17 protein-coding genes are annotated in these 18,800 nt (G+C 70.1%); 4 read left to right on the forward strand and 13 right to left on the reverse strand.

The features are described from left to right. Positions 1–86: 86 nt before the first annotated feature. The 12 genes from HNR51_RS04110 to HNR51_RS04165 form a co-directional block, all read right to left on the reverse strand. Complete coding sequence (locus HNR51_RS04110; protein ID WP_182554064.1) at positions 87–1,547, reverse strand: sodium:solute symporter family protein; 1,461 nt, start codon at positions 1,545–1,547, stop codon at positions 87–89. Next, entirely contained in the window at positions 1,544–1,747 is a 204-nt protein-coding gene (locus tag HNR51_RS04115; RefSeq protein ID WP_182554065.1) for a DUF3311 domain-containing protein, read from the reverse strand. The genes HNR51_RS04110 and HNR51_RS04115 overlap by 4 nt, the downstream gene beginning before the upstream one ends. A 142-nt stretch (positions 1,748–1,889) precedes the next feature. Further along, on the reverse strand, positions 1,890–3,959 hold the full coding sequence (locus tag HNR51_RS04120; RefSeq protein WP_182554066.1) for an ATP-binding protein: 2,070 nt from the start codon (positions 3,957–3,959) through the stop codon (positions 1,890–1,892). 172 nt (positions 3,960–4,131) lie between these two features. Further along, positions 4,132–4,581, reverse strand: a complete 450-nt coding sequence (locus tag HNR51_RS04125) for a tellurite resistance TerB family protein (RefSeq protein ID WP_012456633.1) — start codon at positions 4,579–4,581, stop codon at positions 4,132–4,134. Positions 4,582–4,642: 61 nt separating this feature from the next. Beyond that, complete coding sequence (locus tag HNR51_RS04130; RefSeq protein ID WP_182554067.1) at positions 4,643–5,389, reverse strand: nucleotidyltransferase family protein; 747 nt, start codon at positions 5,387–5,389, stop codon at positions 4,643–4,645. A gap of 34 nt (positions 5,390–5,423) precedes the next feature. Further along, positions 5,424–7,046 carry a tRNA (adenosine(37)-N6)-threonylcarbamoyltransferase complex ATPase subunit type 1 TsaE gene (gene tsaE, locus HNR51_RS04135; protein WP_182554068.1) on the reverse strand — a complete coding sequence of 541 codons (1,623 nt, stop codon included), beginning with the start codon at positions 7,044–7,046 and terminating at the stop codon, positions 5,424–5,426. 154 nt (positions 7,047–7,200) lie between these two features. Beyond that, the gene (locus HNR51_RS04140) at positions 7,201–9,789 is read right to left on the reverse strand and encodes a sensor histidine kinase (RefSeq protein WP_182554069.1); all 2,589 of its coding nucleotides are present in this window, start codon (positions 9,787–9,789) and stop codon (positions 7,201–7,203) included. A gap of 491 nt (positions 9,790–10,280) precedes the next feature. Beyond that, positions 10,281–11,687 carry an adenosylhomocysteinase gene (gene ahcY / locus HNR51_RS04145; protein WP_012456637.1) on the reverse strand — a complete coding sequence of 469 codons (1,407 nt, stop codon included), beginning with the start codon at positions 11,685–11,687 and terminating at the stop codon, positions 10,281–10,283. Between the two features lie 198 nt (positions 11,688–11,885). Beyond that, positions 11,886–12,266, reverse strand: coding sequence for a hypothetical protein (locus HNR51_RS04150; protein ID WP_182554070.1), 381 nt, complete (start codon positions 12,264–12,266; stop codon positions 11,886–11,888). A 4-nt stretch (positions 12,267–12,270) separates the two neighbouring features. After that, the gene (locus HNR51_RS04155) at positions 12,271–12,537 is read right to left on the reverse strand and encodes a DUF433 domain-containing protein (RefSeq protein WP_012456639.1); all 267 of its coding nucleotides are present in this window, start codon (positions 12,535–12,537) and stop codon (positions 12,271–12,273) included. A 60-nt stretch (positions 12,538–12,597) separates the two neighbouring features. After that, positions 12,598–14,217, reverse strand: a complete 1,620-nt coding sequence (locus HNR51_RS04160; protein ID WP_239681462.1) for an AMP-binding protein — start codon at positions 14,215–14,217, stop codon at positions 12,598–12,600. A 110-nt stretch (positions 14,218–14,327) separates the two neighbouring features. Then, entirely contained in the window at positions 14,328–14,939 is a 612-nt protein-coding gene (locus HNR51_RS04165; protein ID WP_012456641.1) for a nitroreductase family protein, read from the reverse strand. 125 nt (positions 14,940–15,064) lie between these two features. Here HNR51_RS04165 and HNR51_RS04170 point away from each other — a divergent pair, with 125 nt between their 5' ends. The 4 genes from HNR51_RS04170 (at position 15,065) to HNR51_RS04185 (ending at position 17,361) form a co-directional block, all read left to right on the forward strand. Next, positions 15,065–15,370 carry a type II toxin-antitoxin system RelE/ParE family toxin gene (locus HNR51_RS04170; protein WP_182554071.1) on the forward strand — a complete coding sequence of 102 codons (306 nt, stop codon included), beginning with the start codon at positions 15,065–15,067 and terminating at the stop codon, positions 15,368–15,370. Beyond that, a complete protein-coding gene (locus HNR51_RS04175; protein ID WP_012456643.1) occupies positions 15,360–15,650 on the forward strand; it encodes an addiction module antidote protein in 291 nt (96 codons plus the stop codon). The genes HNR51_RS04170 and HNR51_RS04175 overlap by 11 nt, the downstream gene beginning before the upstream one ends. Before the next feature lie 54 nt (positions 15,651–15,704). After that, on the forward strand, positions 15,705–16,502 hold the full coding sequence (locus HNR51_RS04180) for an enoyl-CoA hydratase (RefSeq protein WP_182554072.1): 798 nt from the start codon (positions 15,705–15,707) through the stop codon (positions 16,500–16,502). Between the two features lie 79 nt (positions 16,503–16,581). Continuing rightward, positions 16,582–17,361: an endonuclease/exonuclease/phosphatase family protein gene (locus HNR51_RS04185; RefSeq protein ID WP_141953956.1), complete on the forward strand. Its 780-nt coding sequence runs from the start codon at positions 16,582–16,584 to the stop codon at positions 17,359–17,361. Here HNR51_RS04185 and cls read toward each other — a convergent pair. Further along, positions 17,252–18,688: a cardiolipin synthase gene (cls, locus tag HNR51_RS04190; protein ID WP_182554073.1), complete on the reverse strand. Its 1,437-nt coding sequence runs from the start codon at positions 18,686–18,688 to the stop codon at positions 17,252–17,254. The genes HNR51_RS04185 and cls overlap by 110 nt on opposite strands. Positions 18,689–18,800 lie beyond the last annotated feature (112 nt).

An 18,800-nucleotide genomic window follows, 5' to 3' on the forward strand; every position in this document is an offset into this window, starting at 1 on the left:
TTCCGGGTTCGCCTGCGGCGCCCCGGAATGACCGCGGGGACGCGACGGCTCGGTCGATGGCGCGCCGCCCTTCCCGGGTCGAAGGCTTACGGCATCGCCGTCCGCCGTGCCCCCCGCCCCGCGAGGCTGACGGCGAAGGCCACCGCGAGGTTGAGCGCCAGGGCCACGACGCCGATATTGAGATCCTGCACCGGTCCCGGCAGGTCGGGGAACAGCTTGGCCAGGGTGTAGCCGCCGACCACCGTCACCGCCACGGCGGCGACGCCCGCCAGGATGCCGGCCATCGCCCCCGCCCGCGTCAGCGGGTTGTTGGGCAGGAGGCTGAAGAAGAAGGCCGGAAACAGCTGCGTCACGACGGCGTAGCCGATCAGCAGCAGTTGCACGATGGTCTCGCCGCCGTAGAGGGTGAAGCCGACGCAGGCGAGCGCCAGCAGCGGCGCGATTCCCTTGGCGAGCCGGCCGGTGGTGGCGTCGGTCGCGTTGCGCGCCAGCGGCCGGTAGAGGTTCTGCGCGATCAGCGTCGAGCCGGCGATCAGGATCATGGAACCCGGCACCAGTGCGGTCAGTACGCCGGTGGCGCCGATGACGCCGACGAACCACGGCGGGAAGGTCTGGAGCGCGATCTTGAAGAGCGAGAGATCGACGTCCGGCCCCGTCAGCCCCGGCACCTGCAGCACCGCGGCGAAGCCCGCGAAGAACACGAACAGCAGCATGAGCTGGTAGAGCGGCAGGAACACCGCGTTGCGCCGGAAGGTGCGTTCGTCGCTCGCGGTGTAGATCGAGGCGAAGATGTGCGGAAACATCCAGCCGCCCAGCGCCGTGAGCAGGGTGGTCGAGGCGAACCATGTCGCGCTCTGGCCGCGATCCGGCAGCGCCAGGAAGCCGGGCTTGGCCCCATCGATCGCGGTGAACATCGCGCCGATGCCGCCATAGTAGTGATAGGGCAGGTAGATCCCCAGAAACAGCACCACGAACAGGATCATGAAGTCCTTGAGCACGGCGGTCCAGGCCGAGCCGCGCACGCCCGAGACCATGACGTAGACGGTGAGCACGGCCGCGCCGATCCAGATCGCCAGCGTCGGCGAGATCGCCCCGTAGGAGGCGGTGGCGACGATGATGCCGAGCCCCTTCAACTGGAGCACCATGTAGGGGACCAGCGCCACGATCCCGACGAGCGCCACGAGGATGCCGAGGCTTTTGCTGTCGTAGCGCGCCGCGAAATAATCGGGCTGCGAGAACAGGTTGCGCTCCTTGGCGAAGCGCCAGGCCGGCGGCAGGATCCAGTAGGAGATGACGTAGATCAGCGTCAGGTAGCAGAGGATGTAGTAGGTCGGCCCGCCCTTGCCGTAGGCCCAGCCCGAGCCGCCGAGGAAGGTGAAGGTGGTGTAGATCTCGCCCGCCATCAGCAGGAAGACGAGCAGCGTGCCGAAGCCGCGCTTGCCCACGCTCCACTGCTCCATGTCCATGTCGTGGCCCGACCGCGCCCGCAGGCCCAGACCGAGCGCCACAAGGACGGCGAGCGCGATGATCGGAAGCGCCGCGTTCATGGCTCCTCTCCCGGTTCCCGATTGGCGGGATCGGTGAGGTAGATCAGCGCCATGATCGCCGAGGTCGCGACCGTGCAGCCGACGAGCCACGCCAGCAGCAGCGGCATGCCGAGCACCAGCGGCTCGACCCGGTTGAGGAAGAACGGACCGGCCATCATCCCGAGGAAGGGAAGGGCCGCGAGCCATTGAAGCGATTTCATCGCCGGGCCCTCCCCGGCGATGCCTTGCGGAAACGTGCCTGCGGTCCGGTCATGCGCTCCCCGTCGGTTCGGCGCTGGACCATGAGGCAGAATTTGCACCAGGGCGAGGGGATGAATTCCTCTTTTCCGTCCGGGCCGCCGCTCAGGCCGCCTCGGCGCGGCGGTTCAGCAGCCCCGGCAGGGCCCGCAGGTTGAGGGGTTTGGGCAGGAAGTTGTCGAAGCCCGCCGCGAAGGCGGCGGTCACGTCCTCGCGGCCGGTATTGGCGGTGAGCGCCACGAGATGGAGCGGCTCGGCACCGGTCTCGGCCTCGCGGGCGCGGATGCGGCGGGCCACCTCCAGGCCGTCGAGGCCGGGCATGCGGATGTCGATCAGCGCGAGGTCGAACGGCCCCTGCCCGTCCACCGCCGCCAGCGTCTCGAGGCCGTCGCGGGCGAGGATCACCTGCGCGCCGAGCCGCTCCAGCGCCTTGGTCGCGAGCAGGGCATTGATCGGGTTGTCCTCCGCCAGCAGCACGCGGCGGCCCGGCCCGGATTGCGCCATTGCGGATTGGACCGGCTCGGATTGAACCGGCGCAGGCAGGGCCGGGGCATCGGCGGTACCGCGGGCCGGCGTGGGTCTCGGCTCCAGCAGACGGTCGAACAGGGAGCGGGCGCGCACCGGCTTGATCAGGTAGCTGTCGAAGCCCTTGGCGCTCGGCGCGCCGAATTCCCGCCGGTCGAAGGGCGAGAGCAGGATCAGGCTGCAGCGCACGCCGCTGCGGGCGGCCTCCGCCGCGAGCCGCCGCACGGCCGCGTCGCCCAGGCTGCGGTCGGCGATGAGCGCGTCGAAGGCAACCCCCGACAGCGCGTCAAGGCCGGCTTCCGCACTGTCCACGACCACCGCCGCCGCGCCCGAGCGGCTGAGCCGCCGCGCCAGGAACGGCGCTTGGTAGGGCGAGGCTGCCACGATCAGGATTTTCCGCGGGGCCAGGGTGGGTTGGGGGACGGGGACCGGCGCTCCCTCCGCCGCCGGCAGCGGCAGCACGACCCGGAAGATCGAGCCGCGTCCCACGGTCGATCGGGCCTCGATCGTGCCGTTCATGCGCTCCACGAGGCGGCGGGTGATGGCCAGCCCCAGCCCGGTGCCCTCGTGGCTGGCGCTGTCCTCGCCCTGCTCGAATTCCTCGAACAGGATCGGGATACGCTCCTCCGGGATGCCCGGTCCGGTATCCTCGATCGTGAGGACGAACCCTTCCCGTTGCCCCTCCCCCGCCCGGGCGAGGCTGACGCCGACGCCGCCGGCTTGCGTGAACTTGATGGCGTTGCCGGCCAGATTCACGAGGATCTGCCGCACCCGGTCGGCATCGCCCACGCGCAAGGCGGTGAGATCGTCGGCGATGTCGAGGGCGATCTCCAGGCCCTTGTCCTGCGCCCGCGGGGCCAGCAGCTCGACCACGCCCTCGACCAGGGCGGCGACGTCGAAGGGCTCGGCGGCGAGGTCGAGGCGGCCGGCCTCGATGCGGGAGAAGTCGAGGATGCCGTCGACGAGGCCGAGCAAGGCCTTGCCGCTGGTGCGGAAGGCCTCGACATAGGTGCGCTGCTCCGGATTGAGCGGCGTGTCGAGCAGCAGGTCGGCCATGCCGAGGATGCCGTTGAGCGGCGTGCGCAGTTCGTGGCTGACGGTGGCGAGGAATCGGGATTTCGCGACGTTGGCGGCCTCGGCCCGGCTCTTCGCCTCGTCCAGCGAGCGGGCCGCCTCGACGCGCCCGGTCACGTCCTGCCCCGCCCGGAGCCAGCTCGGACCGTCGGTACGGCCGGCCGCCGGCATCTCGATGAACGAGAACCAGCGCGGCACCCCGTCCACCGGCACCAGACGCTCCTCCACCACCCGCACGCCGTCGGGGCGCTGCTCGCTGGCGCCGCGCTCGATCACCTGCGGCGTCAGGGTCGAGCCGATCAGCTCCAGCGGCTTCACGCCGAGCAGCGCGGCGAAGCCCTCGCTGGCGAAGGTGATCCGCCCCTGCCCGTCCCGCTGCACCACGGCCTGGGTCGTAGCCTCCACCAGCACCCGGTAGCGCTCCTCGCTCTCGGCGATCTGCCAGAGCCGGTCCTGAAGCGCTTCGGCGATGTCGGAATCCGGCACGACCGGCTCGCGGCGGCGGAGCGAGACCAGGATCAGCGCCAGCATCGCACCCGCGATGCTCAGGCCCATCACGCTCACCGCAAGGGTCATCGGTTCCACGCTCGTCCCCCAAGGCTGCCCGTGCCGGAAGCCCGGCGCGTCAGGGGATCGACAGTGCCAGCCGCGCGTGAAGCGGCGCTTGAGAAAGAGGCTTAAGGGGGGATGAGCGGGATCGATGGGATTTTGACGACCGGATGCTGCCGCGCACCGGTCGGCCGACGGCTCACACCTCCGGAAACCGCTGGAGCAGCGCGTTCCCGTCGAGCCGGAGTGCGGCGCCGACCTCGGCCAGGGCCGCGTGCTCCTCGCGTCCGATGCCCTCGTGGTCGGCGACATCCGTAGCGACGAGGAAGACGTTGCGGCGCTGCTCCTCCGGCCGCTCCGCGATGGCGCCGATCCGCACGAGGTTCTCCGCGCGGCCGGCGCGGGTGCGGGCGCGGCCGAGCGCCTCGTAGAGGGCGTGTTCCAGCATCAGGCTGTCATAGCCCTTCTCGATGATCGGGTTCGCGCGGATTCCGGCCAAAGCCGTCTCGAATTCCTCACTCATCAGTTCGCCGTCGGCGACCGCGACATTGGCGCAGGCCGAGACCGCCGCCTGCATCAGCGACTCGTCGCCGGCATAGGCCTTGAGGGTGGTGCGGAAGCGCTCGACCGCGTCGTGAAGAAGACCCATGTCCTGAAAAAATCCTGCCCGACAAAACCCCATCTCGGAGCCCCGACAACGGGGATGCCGGTCAAACGATCCGCGCGCTGTCCCGCACCCGCGCCTCGGCGGCTTGAATCGCCTCCGGCGTGCCGACATGCAGCCACTGCCCGTCGAGGCGCAGACCCTTGAGGCGGTTGCGTCGGATCGCCCGGTCGAAGAGCAGGGTCAGCGAGAACGGACCCTCCGGCGTGTCGGCGAACAGCTCCGGCTTCAGGATCGCCACGCCGGCATAGATGAAGGGCGCGACCTCTCGCTCGCCGCGCCACGACAGGCGGCCGTCCGCGTCCATGTAGAAATCGCCCGCCCCGTCGTAGCCGAGGCTCGTCGCGGTCGGGGCGACGAGGAGCAGGATGTCGGTCGTGTCCGGATCCCAGGCCTCGATCAGCCGGCCGAGATTGGGCCGCGGCCCCTCCAGCCAGAACGAATCCGAGTTGAACACCACGAAGGGCTCGTGCCCGAACCGGTCGATCGCCCGCTTCACGCCGCCGCCGGTCTCGAGCAGCGCGTCGCGCTCGTCGGAGACGACGATCTCCGGCGCGCCCGTGCGATGGGTGAGGTGACCCTCCATCAGGTCGGCGAGCCAGTGGACGTTGACCACCGCCGTCTCGATGCCCCCCGCCGCCGCCCGGTCGAGGGCGTGGTCGATCAGCGCCTTGCCGGCGACCTCGACCAGGGGCTTGGGCAGCGTCGCGGTGATCGGGCGCATGCGCTTGCCCAGGCCCGCCGCGAGCACGAAGGCGCGGGTGATCTTCTTGGGATTCTGCTCGTCGCTCATGACGCGTTCGCGGGCCGGTTCGAGGGGAGAGCACTCAGGGGGCGGGGTCGGCGTCCGGCCGCGGTGCGACGAGGCTCGGCAGATGGGTCTCGTGCCAGGTCCGCAGCCCTGCCAGCGCCGGATGGGCGAGATTGCGCGCGAGATAGCCCTCGATCCGCGGCAGGTGGGCGAGGTAGCCCGGCTTGCCGTCGCGCTTGTCCAGGCGGGCGAAGATGCCGAGGATCTTGGTGGCGCGCTGGGCCGCCAGCACCGCGTAGGCGCGGGCGAAGGCTTGCATGTCGAAGCCGATATCCCGGCCGCGGCGCTCGCGGATGTAGAGGCCGAGGAGACGCAGCTCGAAATCCGCGCTGGCATCGACCCGCGCGTCCTGCAACAGCGAGGCGACGTCGTAGGCCGGGTGGCCCATCACCGCGTCCTGGAAGTCGATCACGCCGACCCGCTCCAGCCCGGTCCGGTCGGGCAGCCAGATCAGGTTGGGCGAGTGGTAGTCGCGCAGGGTCCAGGTGGCGGGCTCGGCCACCAGCTCCTTCAGCGCGTCGGCCCACAGGTCGCGGAAGGCGCCGCGCGCCGCCGGCGACAGGCTCGTGCCACGGATCGCGGGGGCGTACCATTCCGGCAGCAGATCCGCCTCGAACAGCAGCGCTTCGAGGTCGTAGGGCGGGATGACGTGGTCGATCCCCTCGCTCACCGGCACGGTGGTGGGCAGGTCGGTGGCGTGGAGCTTGGCCAGCAGCCGCACGGCCTCGGCGTAGCGCTCGGGCCGCGGCGCGCCGTTCTCGATCACCGGCTCGGTGCCGAGATCCTCCAGGATCAGCAGGCCGGCCTCGAGGTTCTCGCCCAGGATCTTGGGAGCCGAGAAGCCGATCGCCCGCAGCGCCCGGTCCATGCCGACGAAGGCGTGGACGCTCTCGGCGAGCTTGACGATGGCGCTGTAGGGCTTGCCGTCCTTCACCGGCGGCCCGTCGGGCCGGGGGGGCGAGATCATCAGCACGGCGGTCTCGCCGTTCGGCTTCACCAGCCGCTCGTAGGCGCGGGCCGAGGCGTCGCCCTGCATCAGCACCCGGTCGGCCTCGTCCCAGCCACTGCGGGCGAGAAGCGCCCGGACGGCGCGGGCGCGCTGCAGCCGTTCGCGCATCTCGCCGCTGCCGTCGATCCGCACGAGGCGGGCCTCCTCGCCGAACTCCGCCCGGAGCGACAGCTCGACGGTGAGCGTGGGGTTTTCGCGCACGCCCAGCCGCTCGGGCCACTCGACCAGGGTGATCGCGGTCTCGGAGAGTTCGTCGAAGCCGAGTTCCACCAATTCGTCCGGCCCGCGCAGGCGGTAGAGGTCGGCATGGATCACGCTGCGGCCCGAGCGCGTCTCGTAGGGCTGCATCAGGGTGAAGGTCGGGCTCGGCACTTCGAGTGCGGGATCGCCGGCCAGCTCGCGGATCATCGCGCGGGCGAGCGTGGTCTTGCCCGCGCCGAGCCCGCCGGAGAGGGCCACAAGGTCGCCGGGCCGGAGGATGCCGGCGAGGAAGGCGGCCATGTCCTCGGTGGCGCTCTCCTCGGGCAGCAGCACCTCCCAGGCGGCGCGCCGCGGCGCCGCGGGCGGGGCCTCGCCCTGCGACGGGCCGGGCTGCGGGCTTCCCGCCGTGCCGTCCGGAACCTCGCTCAACGCCCCAATCCTCCCCAAGGCCAAGACCGGCCACCCCGATCAGGATGAAGCCTCGACCATCCTAGCGGGGGATGTTTAACCATTTTCGGCGCCCGCGGTGAGCCCTGCCCATCGACGGCCGCCGACCTCATCCCGATTCCGTGAACGCGCGATCCTACTCGGCGGCCTCGGCGAGACGGCCGTTGCCCGGCGGCGGCTCGACCGGGAACAGGCAGGTGACGCGCGTGCCCGTGCCCGGCGCCGAGTGGATCTCGACCCGGCCGCCATGCAGCTCGACGAAGGAGCGCACGATCGACAGGCCGAGGCCGACGCCGCGATGTTTGGTGCCGAGCGTGTTGCTCTCGAACCGGTCGAACACCCGGTCGATGACCTCGGGCGCGATGCCGCGGCCGCGGTCGATCACCGTCAGCCGCAGTTCCGCGCCCTCGCGCCGCGCCTCGACGCGGACCTGCTGGCCGGGCTCGGAGAAGCCGACGGCGTTGGAGAGCAGGTTAAATAGGATCTGGCGCACCCGCTTGCCGTCGGCGAAGACGCTGCCGACGCCCTCCGGCACGTCGAGGTCGAGGCGGATATCGGACTCCGCCAGCCGGTCCTCGATGCCGCGCACGGCGGCGTCCACGGTGGCGCGCACGTCGATGGTCTCGCGCTGGAGTTCGAGCGAGCCGGCATCGATCGAGGCGAGGTCGAGGATATCGTTGATGATGACGAGGAGCGCCGCCGACGAGCGCATGATGTGCTCGGAATATTCGCGCTGGCGCTCGTTGAGCGCGCCGACGGTCTCGTCGCCGAGAAGTTGGGTGAAGCCGATGATGTTGGTGAGCGGCGAGCGCAGCTCGTAGGAGACGTGGTGGACGAAGGTGTCGCGCAGCTGCGAGGCACGCTCCAGGGCGTCGTTCTTCTCGGTCAGCGCCCGCTCGACATTGGCGCTCGCGGTCACGTCGATGAAGGTCAGCAGTGTGGCGCCGAGCGGCAGCGGCTGCGAGGAGCAGTCGAGGACGGTGCCGTCGTTGATGTCGAGGCGGCAGGCATGGCCGCTGCGGGTTTCGGAAAGGCCGGTGATGGATTGCCGGATGCCGGCCCAGGGGCTCTGGTCCGGGGTCAGCGCCCGGCAGGCGGCGATCACCGCGTCGACATGCGGCTTGCCCGCGAGCGTCGCCGGATCGAGGCGCCAGGTCGCGGCGAAGGCACGGTTGGCCACCGTCAGGCGCCCGTCTGCGCCGAACACCGCCACCGGCTCCTTGAGCGCCTCCAGGGTCTCGGCCTGCTCCTTCATCAGCGCGTCGTAGCGCGAGGCGAGCTTCATGCTCTCCGAGACGTCGTGGTAGAGATAGGTCAGGCCGCCCTGCGGGTTGGGATCGGCGACGACGCGCAGCGTCCGCCCGTCGGGCAGGTACCAGGGCGTGTCGGTCGGCTCGACCGCGCGGTAGGCGGCGAGCACATCGGTCTTCCACGAGCGGAAATCGGCCTGCTCGGGCAGTTTGCGGGCGGCGCGCAGCCGGTCGAGGATCTCGCCGTCGAGAGGGCGGCCTTCGAGGAAGGCCGGATCGAGATCCCACAGGCGCTGGTAGGCGGCATTGTGGAAGATCAGGCGCTGGCGCGCATCGAACATCGCCACCGCGGTCGGCAACTGGTCGAGGGTGCGGACGTTGGCGTCCATTTGCCGCTGCAGGTCGGCGCGCACGCTCTCCAGCTCCGAGACGTCGACGGCGATGCCGACGCGGCCGGTCTCCAGGGTGCTCTCGCTCACGTCGAGGGTGCGGCGGGCACCCGCCACCACCGCCGACAGACGCAGAGGCTGCGCGACGAGCCCCGGCCGGCCCGTCTGCCGGGCGATCTGCTCGCGGGCGCTCCGATCGAGCAGTTCCAGGCCGTGGCTGAGGGCGGCTTCGCGGTTGGGCGCCTCCACGGCGGCGGCGTAGGCGGTGTTGACGAAGGCGAGCGCCCCGGCCGTGTCGCGGTGCCAGACCGGCTGCGGCAGCGCGTCGAGCAGGCCGGCAAGCGCGGAGAGGCCGCGCTTGGCTTCCTCCAGCCTGTGGCGCAGCTCGATCAGCTCACGGCGCTCCTCGGTGGTCTCGCGCAGGCGCAGCAGCGCCCGGCCGCCCACCGCCTGCCCCTGCGCCTCGATGAAGCGCCCGGCGAGGCTGCGCAGGTTCATCCGGAAGCCGGTGCCGCGCTCGCGCAGGGTCGCCACCGCCGCCTCGAGCAGCTGCGCGTCCTGAGCGGCGAGCCAGGTGCCGAAGGTGAGCAGGTGCCGCGAGCCGCGCGGAGCCCCCTGCGGATCCTGCCCCCAGGCCTCGTAGCCGCGCAACTCCTGGTTCCGCAGATCCGGGTTTCGCAGGTCCTGATTCCGAAGGTCCTGGTTCCGAAGGTCCTGGGCGAAAGCCGGATCGCCCACGATCATCGGCTCGCCGCGCCCGGCCCAGGCGACGAGGACTTGGCGCTCGGAATGGAGCAGCATCTCGGCCCGGTCGTGCGCGCCGCGCAGATCGGTGAGTTCGTCCTGAAGCGCGCGCTCCTTGCGCATCCAGCCGACGCGCTCGCGCAGGTAGACCAGCGACAGGATGGTCGCGAACAGGATCAGGCCGAGGATGACGGCGAGGCCGGCAACGTTGTGCGTGTGCATCGCTCCCAGCATCGGCCTCGCTTCGATGGACGGAGCGCCCTCGGCGCGTGCCGCGAACGGTGCCGCGACGACGAGGACGCCGACGCGCGACAGGACGCGCGCCGCCCGTTCCAGACCCATGTCCCGCCCCCACCCCAAACCCGCCGCCCCGCGGAGCACCGGTCCACCACGTGGAACGGCGCCTGCAACGCGCCGGGCAAACACCGGCCGCCGCGTCCGGCTTTTCACCGCCGCGCAGGCCCCTGCTTCCGAAGATTCGCGCCACTGTAACGCGGGGGCGATTCCGGCTGAAAGCGCCTTTATGAGCTTGAGCCCGCCGCACCTGCATTCGGGCGGCGCACAGCGCACAAAAGCCACACCACCCAAATGAGGCCTTGACGGTCGCCCGGAGGGATCCGGCGGCCCGGCCGCCGCCGTCACCGCGCCGCTAAGCGACCGGCGGCGCTCGGAAATCGCGGGCGCCCCCGCTCGCATCGCCGGCCGGCGGCGCTCGACAGCGCCGCGTAAAACGGCGAAAGCCCGACCAGGGGCCGGGCTTTCTCGTGAACATCGACCGAAATTCCGTCGGCCCCGGGCAGCCCCCACGGAGGGGACGGCCGCCCGAGGAGCGATCAGTAGCGGTAGTGCTCGGGCTTGAACGGGCCGTTCTGCGACACGCCGATATAGGCGGCCTGATCGGGGCGCAGCTTGGAGAGCTTCACGCCGATCTTCTCGAGGTGCAGCGCCGCGACCTTCTCGTCGAGGGTCTTGGGCAGGGTGTAGACCTGACGCTCGTACTTGCCCGGGTTCGTCCAGAGCTCGATCTGGGCGAGCGTCTGGTTGGTGAACGAGGCCGACATCACGAAGGACGGGTGGCCGGTCGCGTTGCCGAGGTTCACCAGGCGGCCCTCCGAGAGGAGGATGATGCGGTGGCCGTCGGCGAACTCGATCTCGTCGACCTGCGGCTTGATGTTCTGCCACTTGAGGTTCTTCAGGCCGGCGACCTGAATCTCGTTGTCGAAGTGGCCGATGTTGCAGACGATCGCGCGGTCCTTCATCGCCCGCATGTGCTCGATCGTGATGATGTCCTTGTTGCCCGTGGCCGTCACGAAGATGTCGGCGCGCGGGGCGGCCTCCTCCATGGTGACGACCTCGTAGCCTTCCATCGCCGCCTGGAGCGCGCAGATCGGATCGATCTCCGAGACCAGCACGCGGCAGCCGGCGTTGCGCAGCGAAGCGGCCGAGCCCTTGCCCACGTCGCCGAAGCCGGCGACCATGGCGACCTTGCCGGCCATCATCACGTCGGTGCCGCGGCGGATGCCGTCGACCAGCGACTCTTTGCAGCCGTAGAGGTTGTCGAACTTCGACTTGGTGACCGAGTCGTTGACGTTGATCGCCGGGAAGAGCAGCTTGCCCTCCTTGGCGAGGTTGTAGAGGCGGTGCACGCCCGTGGTGGTCTCCTCGGAGACGCCCTTGATCGAGTCGGCCAGACCCGCGAACCAGCCCTTCGGCTTCTCGGCGAGCTTCTTCTTCAGGAGCGCGAAGAAGACCTCCTCCTCCTCGGATTCCGGCTTGTCGAGGAAGGCGGTGTCGCCGTTCTCGGCGCGCAGACCCAGATGGACGAACATGGTGGCGTCGCCGCCGTCGTCGAGGATCATGTTCGGCATGCCGCCGTCATGCCAGTCGAACAGCTTCGAGGTGTAGTCCCAGTACTCGGTCAGCGTCTCGCCCTTCACGGCGAAGACCGGGATGCCGGCGGCGGCGATCGCGGCGGCGGCGTGGTCCTGGGTTGAGTAGATGTTGCAGGACACCCAGCGGATGTCGGCGCCGAGATGCTTCAGGGTCTCGATCAGCACCGCGGTCTGGATCGTCATGTGCAGCGAGCCGGCGATCTTGGCGCCCTTGAGCGGCTGGCTGGCGCCGTATTCGGCGCGAGTCGCCATGAGGCCCGGCATCTCGGTCTCGGCGATCGAGATCTCCTTGCGGCCGTAATCGGCCAGCCCGATGTCGCGGACGATGTAATCGTTGGCAGCTGCCATCTCGGTATCCCTTTCAGTCGTGGCCGGCGCGAAACGGCCAGCCGTTCCGGCCCTTCGGCCCGGCGCGTCGGCCGGTTCACCCGGCCGGGTCGGCCATCCCTGTAGCAGGGGTCGGCTTAGGGAGCAATCAAGACATAAAGATGTCTTTATGCGTTTAATTCCAGAGGGGCCGGAGGGGAGCCGCGTAGCCGGATGGCATCATCCACGGAAGGAACGGACCGGACCGAGTTCGACGGCGGTCGCCCCGGCGGCATCCAGGCGGCGCAGGCTGCGGCGACCCCGCCAATCGAGGGTGACGATGACCCGATGATCCAGGGCAGCAATCTCGTCCAGCGTCTGAAGGATCGCCACGCCATTGGCACGCAGATGCGTGAGGTTGTTGGTTGGGACGACGATCATCGAGAGAGCGCGTCCCGCCAGCGTCTGCTGGTAGGCAATGTTCCCGTCGGAAGTCAGGATGAAGTCGAAACGCCCCTCGACCAGAGCCAGCAACTCGCCGTTCTCCTTGCCCTTCCAGCCTTCCTTTTCGACGTAGGAGACCTCGTGCCCGGCCAGCGCGTGGCGCAGCGGGCGCGGCATGTTCTCATCTAGGAACACGCGCATCGGCGGTCGCCTTCGGTTCCGTCACATTGGGGGCGGCGCGCTTGAGTGCCTCGCAGGCCTGCGCCAGAGCGACCTGGAGATCGGCGCGATCCAGCGTCGGGAAATTCTCGACGATCTCGTCGAGACTGTAACCCTCCGCCAAATTTTCGAACAGCAGTTCCACTTGCACACGTGTGCCGCGGAAGACAGGGCGGCCGCCGAGGACGCGTTCGTGACGGACGACGATGGGATCGGAAGCGGCGGGCATGACCGAACCTCGCTGTGACGGTGGATTGGTCCTGATATAGGTCTTACCACGCGGATCGCGTCAGCCCTCGTCCCGCAACTGCCGCCGGATGATCTTGCCGCTCGTCGTCATCGGCAGGCTGTCTCGGAAGGCCAGCGTCCGCGGCACCTCGTGGGCCGAGAGCCGAGCTTTGGCGAAGGCGAGGATCTCGGCGGCGAGCGACTCGGAGGGTGAGAACCCCTCGCGCAGGGTCACGAAGGCCTTCACGACCTCGGTGCGCAGCGGGTCGGGCACGCCCACCGCGGCGGCCAGCGCCACCGCCGGATGGGCGCACAGGCAGGCCTCGATCTCGGCCGGGCCGATCCGGTAGGCGGCCGAGGTGATGAGGTCGTCCTCGCGGCCGACGAAGCGGACATAGCCCTCGCTGTCGCGGCGCGCCCGGTCGCCGGTCATCCACCAACCGTCGCGGAATTTCTTCGCGGTCGCCTCCGGCTGGTTCCAATAGCCGAGGAACAGCACCGGATCGGGTGCGCGCACGGCGATCTCGCCGGTCTCGTCCGCATCCGCCTCGGTCCCGTCCTCGCGCAGGACCGCGACGCGGTGGCCCGGCACCGGTTTGCCCGTGGCGCCGGCCCGCGCCACGCCGACCCGGGCGCAGGAGGCGAGGACAAGATTGCACTCGGTCTGCCCGTAGGCCTCGCCGATGGCGAGGCCGAGCGCCTCTCGCGCCCATTCGAAGGTCTCGGCCCCGAGCGCCTCGCCGGCCGAGGCGATGTTGCGCAAGGCGGAGAGGTCGAATGTTTTCCGCGGCTCGGCAACCCCGCGCAGCATCCGCAGCGCGGTCGGCGGCAGGAAGGCGTTGGTGACCCCGAGATCGGCCATCAGCCGGAACGCCGCCTCCGGCTCGAACCGGCCGAAGGGCCGGGCCACCACCGGCATGCCGAGGCGGAGCGACGGCATCAGCACGTTGAGGAGCCCCCCGGCCCAGGCCCAGTCGGAGGGGGTCCACATCAGGCCCGTCCCCTCGGGCGGGAAGCCGTGCATCAGGGTCCAGCCCGGCAGGTGGCCGAGCAGCACGCGGTGGCCGTGCAGCGCGCCCTTGGCGAGCCCGGTGGTGCCGGAGGTGTAGATCATCAGCGCCGGGTCGTCGGGCCCGGTGGCCCGCGTCTCGCAATCCTCCGCGGCGGAGGCGAGGACGGCGGAAAAATCCTCGGCCGGGCCGGAGGCGCCGTCGACCGACAGGATCAGGGCAAGGTCCGGCAGGTCGGCCCGCAGGCGCTCCAGCTTGGCCAGGCCGGCCGCATCGGTGACGACGGCCCGCGTGCCGGAATCGCCGAGGCGATGGCGCAGGGCCGCCTCCCCGAACAGGCCGGCGAGCGGCAGCGCGATCGCCCCGAGCCGGTAGGCGGCGAAGTGGGTGATCACCACCGCCGCCGATTGCGGCAACAGCACCCCGACCCGGTCGCCCGGCCCGATGCCGCGCGCGGCGAGCGCCGCGGCGAGCCGCAGCGAATCGGAGCGCAGACGGCCGTAGCTCACCGGTTCGGGGCGGTCGTCGGGCCCGAGCACGAGGAGCGCCGTACGGTCGGGCTCGCTCAGCGCCCAGCGGTCGCAGACATCGGCCGCGATGTTGTAGCGCTCCGGGATTTCCCAGCGGAAATCGGCCACGAGTGCTTCGTAGGTGTCGGCCGGCTCCAGCACGGCAATGTCCTCGACCCTGCGGCCGCGCTGCCTCCGAGCGCGGCCGGGCGCCTCTCATCCGTCCCCGCCGGGGCCGGCGCAATCCGCCTTTTACACTCAGCCTCGCGAACTCAGCCTTCGCGCTGCGGAAAGCCGCCGCGGAAGGCGAAGTCGGTGATCGGGCGGCGGGCGTTCGGGCGCTCCTTGGCCTGCTGCTCTTCGGTCAGCTGCGCCCAGGGCGTGGCGCGCCCGACGCCGTAGGCTGCCTCGACCCGGTGATGCTCGGGCACGTTCAGCACCGTGACCGCCCGTTCGCGGTCGAAGCCGGTCATGCCGTGGACGTGCCAGCCCTGCCGGTTGGCCTGGAGCGCGAAGGCGAGGGAGGCGGCGCCCGCGTCGAGGGAGTGGCTGGTGGAGGGCTTGAACTCGTCGCCGACCTTCATCCGGGTATTCGAGACGAGGACGACGAGGGCGCCGGTATCCTTGGCCCATTTCTGGTTGCCGGGCACCAGAAGGTCGAAGAGCGGCTGCCATTCCGGCGTGTCGCGCAGCGCGTAGAGGAAGCGCCAGGGCTGGGAATTGTAGGCGGAGGGCGACCAGCGCGCGGCCTCGAACATCCGCAGCAGCTCGGCCTCCGGCACCGCCTCCCCGGTGAAGGCGCGGGGCGACCAGCGCTCCGTGAAGATCGGGTCGATGGCGTGGTCGGGCGTGCGGGTGATGGGTCGGGTCGTCGCGTCGGTCACCGGGGGCGGTCTCCAGGTTCGTCGGTGCTTTGGTGCGGCGCACGGTATGGCAGCGCACAAAGGCCGGCTAGGGGGCGTCCCCGCAGAATGCTTGATCGCATGTAGCCTTAAAGCTACAAAGTGCGATGCCGACGATCCGCCAGACCCGAACCTACAGCGATTGGTTCGATGGTTTGACCGATCGGCAGGCCCGAGCCCGGATCGATGTGCGTGTGCGCCGTCTTTCGCTCGGTAATCCCGGTGATGTGCGGCATCTGACCGGGGGCGTGTCCGAACTTCGGATCGATCACGGACCTGGATATCGGGTTTACTATACGCAGCGGGGCCAGGAGATCGTCATTCTGCTGTGCGGTGGGGACAAGCGCCGACAGGCACGCGACATCGCGCTGGCTCTGGAGATGGTGAAGGAGGTTTGGTCTGATGGCTCTTGAGACGAAGCCCTGGGACGTCGCCGAACATCTCCAGGACGAGGAGGCGATGGCTGCCTATATCGAGGCTGTGCTGGAAGATGGCGACCCGGCCCTTGTCGCTGCCGCAATCGGGGACATCGCCCGTGCCCGGGGCATGGCGCAGATCGCCCGCGAGACGGGGCGCTCACGCGAGAGTCTGTACCGGGCGCTCTCTGATCGGGGCAATCCGGAACTCGCGACCCTCATGGGTGTGCTCAAGGCCATGGGGCTGCAACTGAGCGTGCGCCCGCGAACCGCGTGAGCGAGCGCGGCAGCATACCTCACTCATTTCGATTTCTCAGGGGAGACACGCGCCGTGACCGGTTCCGATCGTCCATCGGAGGATCTCCTGCTGCGCGAGGATCGCGACGGCGTCGCCACCCTCACGCTCAACCGGCCGCAGGCGCGCAACGCTCTTTCGCTCGGTCTGCTCGAAGCCCTGCGCGAGGCTTTCGCCGGCTTGTCGCAGGATGACAGCGTGCGCGCGGTGGTGCTGGCCGCGTCCGGCCCCGCCTTCTGCGCCGGGCACGACCTCAAGGAGATGACCGGCTACCGGGCCGCCAGCGACCGCGGCGCGAAAAAGTTCGAAGAGCTGTTCGCCCTGTGCTCGGGCGTGATGATGGCGATCCCCGCCCTGCCCCAGCCGGTGATCGCGGCGGTCGAGGGCGTCGCGACGGCGGCCGGCTGCCAGCTCGTGGCGTCCTGCGACCTCGCGGTGGCGGGGGCGGAGGCGCGCTTCGCCACGCCCGGCGTGCAGATCGGCCTGTTCTGCTCGACGCCGATGGTGGCGCTCTCGCGCAACCTGTCGCGCAAGGCGGCGATGCGGATGCTGCTCACCGCCGAGATGACGGATGCGGAGACGGCGCGGCACCTCGGCCTCGTCAACGATGTGGTGGAGGCGGGCGGGGCTCTCGCCGCCGCGCAGGCGCTGGCCGCGGGCATCGCCGCGCGCAATCCCTACACCGTCCGCGTCGGCAAGCGGGCCTTCTACGAGCAACTGGAGATGCCGCTGGCCGAGGCCTACGCCCATGCCGGCCGGGTCATGGCGCAGAACATGCTGGCGCGGGCCGCGGAAGAGGGGATCGAGGCCTTTCTCCACCGCAAGACGCGGTAAGGCGCGAACCGATCCGCGGCCCGCGCATTGCCTCCGCGCCGCCCTGAAGCGGTCACGCGCCCCGGGCAAACGGACTCGCATGCTCCTCAGACGCCCCCCTCCGATCACCCCCGAGCCGGGCCCGAACGCGAAGAAGATCGTGAGCTGGAATCTGCTGCGCCGCACCGGCGCGGCGGTGGATTGCCTCGTCACGCTAATCGAGCAGGAGCGCCCCGACCTGCTGCTGATGCAAGAGGCAACGAAGGAGATCGCCGCCCTGAAGGACCGGGTTGGCGGCGTCTATGCCTGGGCGCAACTGCCGGGGCGCATTCACGGACTGGCGATGTGGAGCCCGATTCCCTGGGCCAAGCCGCCGGAGATCGTCACCCTGCCCCCGGGCGTGCTGATCGACCGGGTCTGCCAAGTGCTCGACTGGGGCGAATTCGGCGTCGCCAACGTCCACCTCTCGCACGGGCAGGTGCTGAACCGACGCCAGCTCCGGCGCATCGAGAGCCATCTGCCGGTCCGCGCCGCGGTGCTCGGCGACTACAACATCGTCGGCCCGGCCCTGCTGCCGGGCTTTCGCGATGTCGGCCCGCGCCGTCCGACCCACGCCATGGTCGACGTGCTGCCGCTGCGGCTCGACCGCTGCCTCGTGCGCGGCCTCGTCTGCCACGAGCGCATGGTCCTGCCCCGCGGGCTGTCCGATCACCATCCGATCGTGGTGCGGCTCTCGCCCGCGCCGGAGGGCGCCGCCTCGGTGGGGCGTCTCAGAGGTATGGCAGAAGCAGTCGGACGGCTGCGTCGCGCAAACGTACGGGGAGCGCGCGCGCGTCGAGATCGGCCTGGGTCAGACGGGTCCGCCGCTTCCCCGCGATGAAGGCTTCGAGCGCCTGGGCCAGCGGCACGTCGTAGACCTCGACATTCAGCTCGAAATTCAGGCGGAAGCTGCGCGAATCCCAGTTCGCGCTGCCGATGAAGCACCATTGCCCGTCGACGGTCATCGCCTTCGAATGGTCGAAGGGCGGGCCGTCGATCCAGATCCGCACCCCGCTCTTGAGGAGCGGGTCGATATGGCCGCGGGTCGCCCAGTCGACGAAGCGGTGGTCGCTCGCCTTGGGGATGACGACATCGACCTCGATGCCCCGCGTCGCGGCGAGGCAGAGCGCGTTCACGATGAGGTCGTTGGGCAGGAAGTAGGGCGTCGTCAGCCGGATCGAATGTCTTGCGCAGGCGATGACCTGCAGGATCACGGTGGCGATCTTCTCGATGTCGGCATCCGGCCCCGAGGTGACGACCCGGGCGGTGACGGTGCCCGCCGGCGCCAGCGGCGGCAGCCACGCCTCCCCTTCCAGCTCCTCGTCGCTCACGAACAGCCAATCGGCGATGAAGGCCTGGGTCAGGTGCTCGACCACCGGCCCTTCGATCCGGAAATGCGTGTCGCGGATCGGGAAGTCCGGCTTCTCCCGGACGCGGTTGCCGTCGGAGATGTTGACGCCGCCGGTGAAGGCGATCTGCCCATCGAGGATCAGCAGCTTCTTGTGGGTGCGCAGGTTCAGGAACGGCATCCGCCAGGGCAGGACGGAATGCATGAACAGCCCGGCCGGCACGCCGAGCCGGCGCAGGCGTCGCCACGCGGCGGGGAAGAAGTAGCCGCTGCCGATGCCGTCGAGGATGACGCGCACCTCGGCGCCCCGCTCCTGCGCGGCCTTCAACGCGTCGCAGAAGGCCCGGCCGATCTCGTCGTCGCGGAAGATGTAGCTCGACAGGGCGACGCTGCGGCGCGCCTGCCCGATCGCGTCGAGCATCGCCGGATAGGCCTCGTCCCCGTTGCGGAAGATCTCGATCCGGTTGCCCGCCACCGTCGGCAGGCCGGTGATCGCCTGCACCGCCCGGTCGAGCGCGCGGAAGGCCTCCGGCACGTGGGCGGAGGGCTGGGGCGTGTCGTCGATCGTCTGCGACGGGCGCCGCTTCAGCCGCCGGGCGCGCCGCTCCACGCGGTTGATGCCGAAGGTGATGTAGAGCAGGCTGCCGAAGACCGGCGCGAGCCAGGCGAGCCCGATCCAGCCGATCGCCGCCCCCACCACCCGCTTGCGCAGCAGCACGTGAACGCTGACGCCGAGGGAGATGACGAGGCCGATGGCCGCGACGATCTCGGTCCGAAGCGAGGCCGTCGTGCCGAGCCATCGGGTGAGGACTTCTTCCACCGGTCCGCCTGCCGTCCTGCTCTGTCGGGTAACGGCGGGGGAGATAGGCCAAGCCTGAGGCGGCGAACAGGCGGGCCTCCACAAATCGCCGTCACGTGCTAGAACAAACCTC

It is taken from the genome of Methylorubrum thiocyanatum (assembly GCA_014138645.1).
In the GTDB taxonomy this organism is placed as follows: domain Bacteria; phylum Pseudomonadota; class Alphaproteobacteria; order Rhizobiales; family Beijerinckiaceae; genus Methylobacterium; species Methylobacterium thiocyanatum.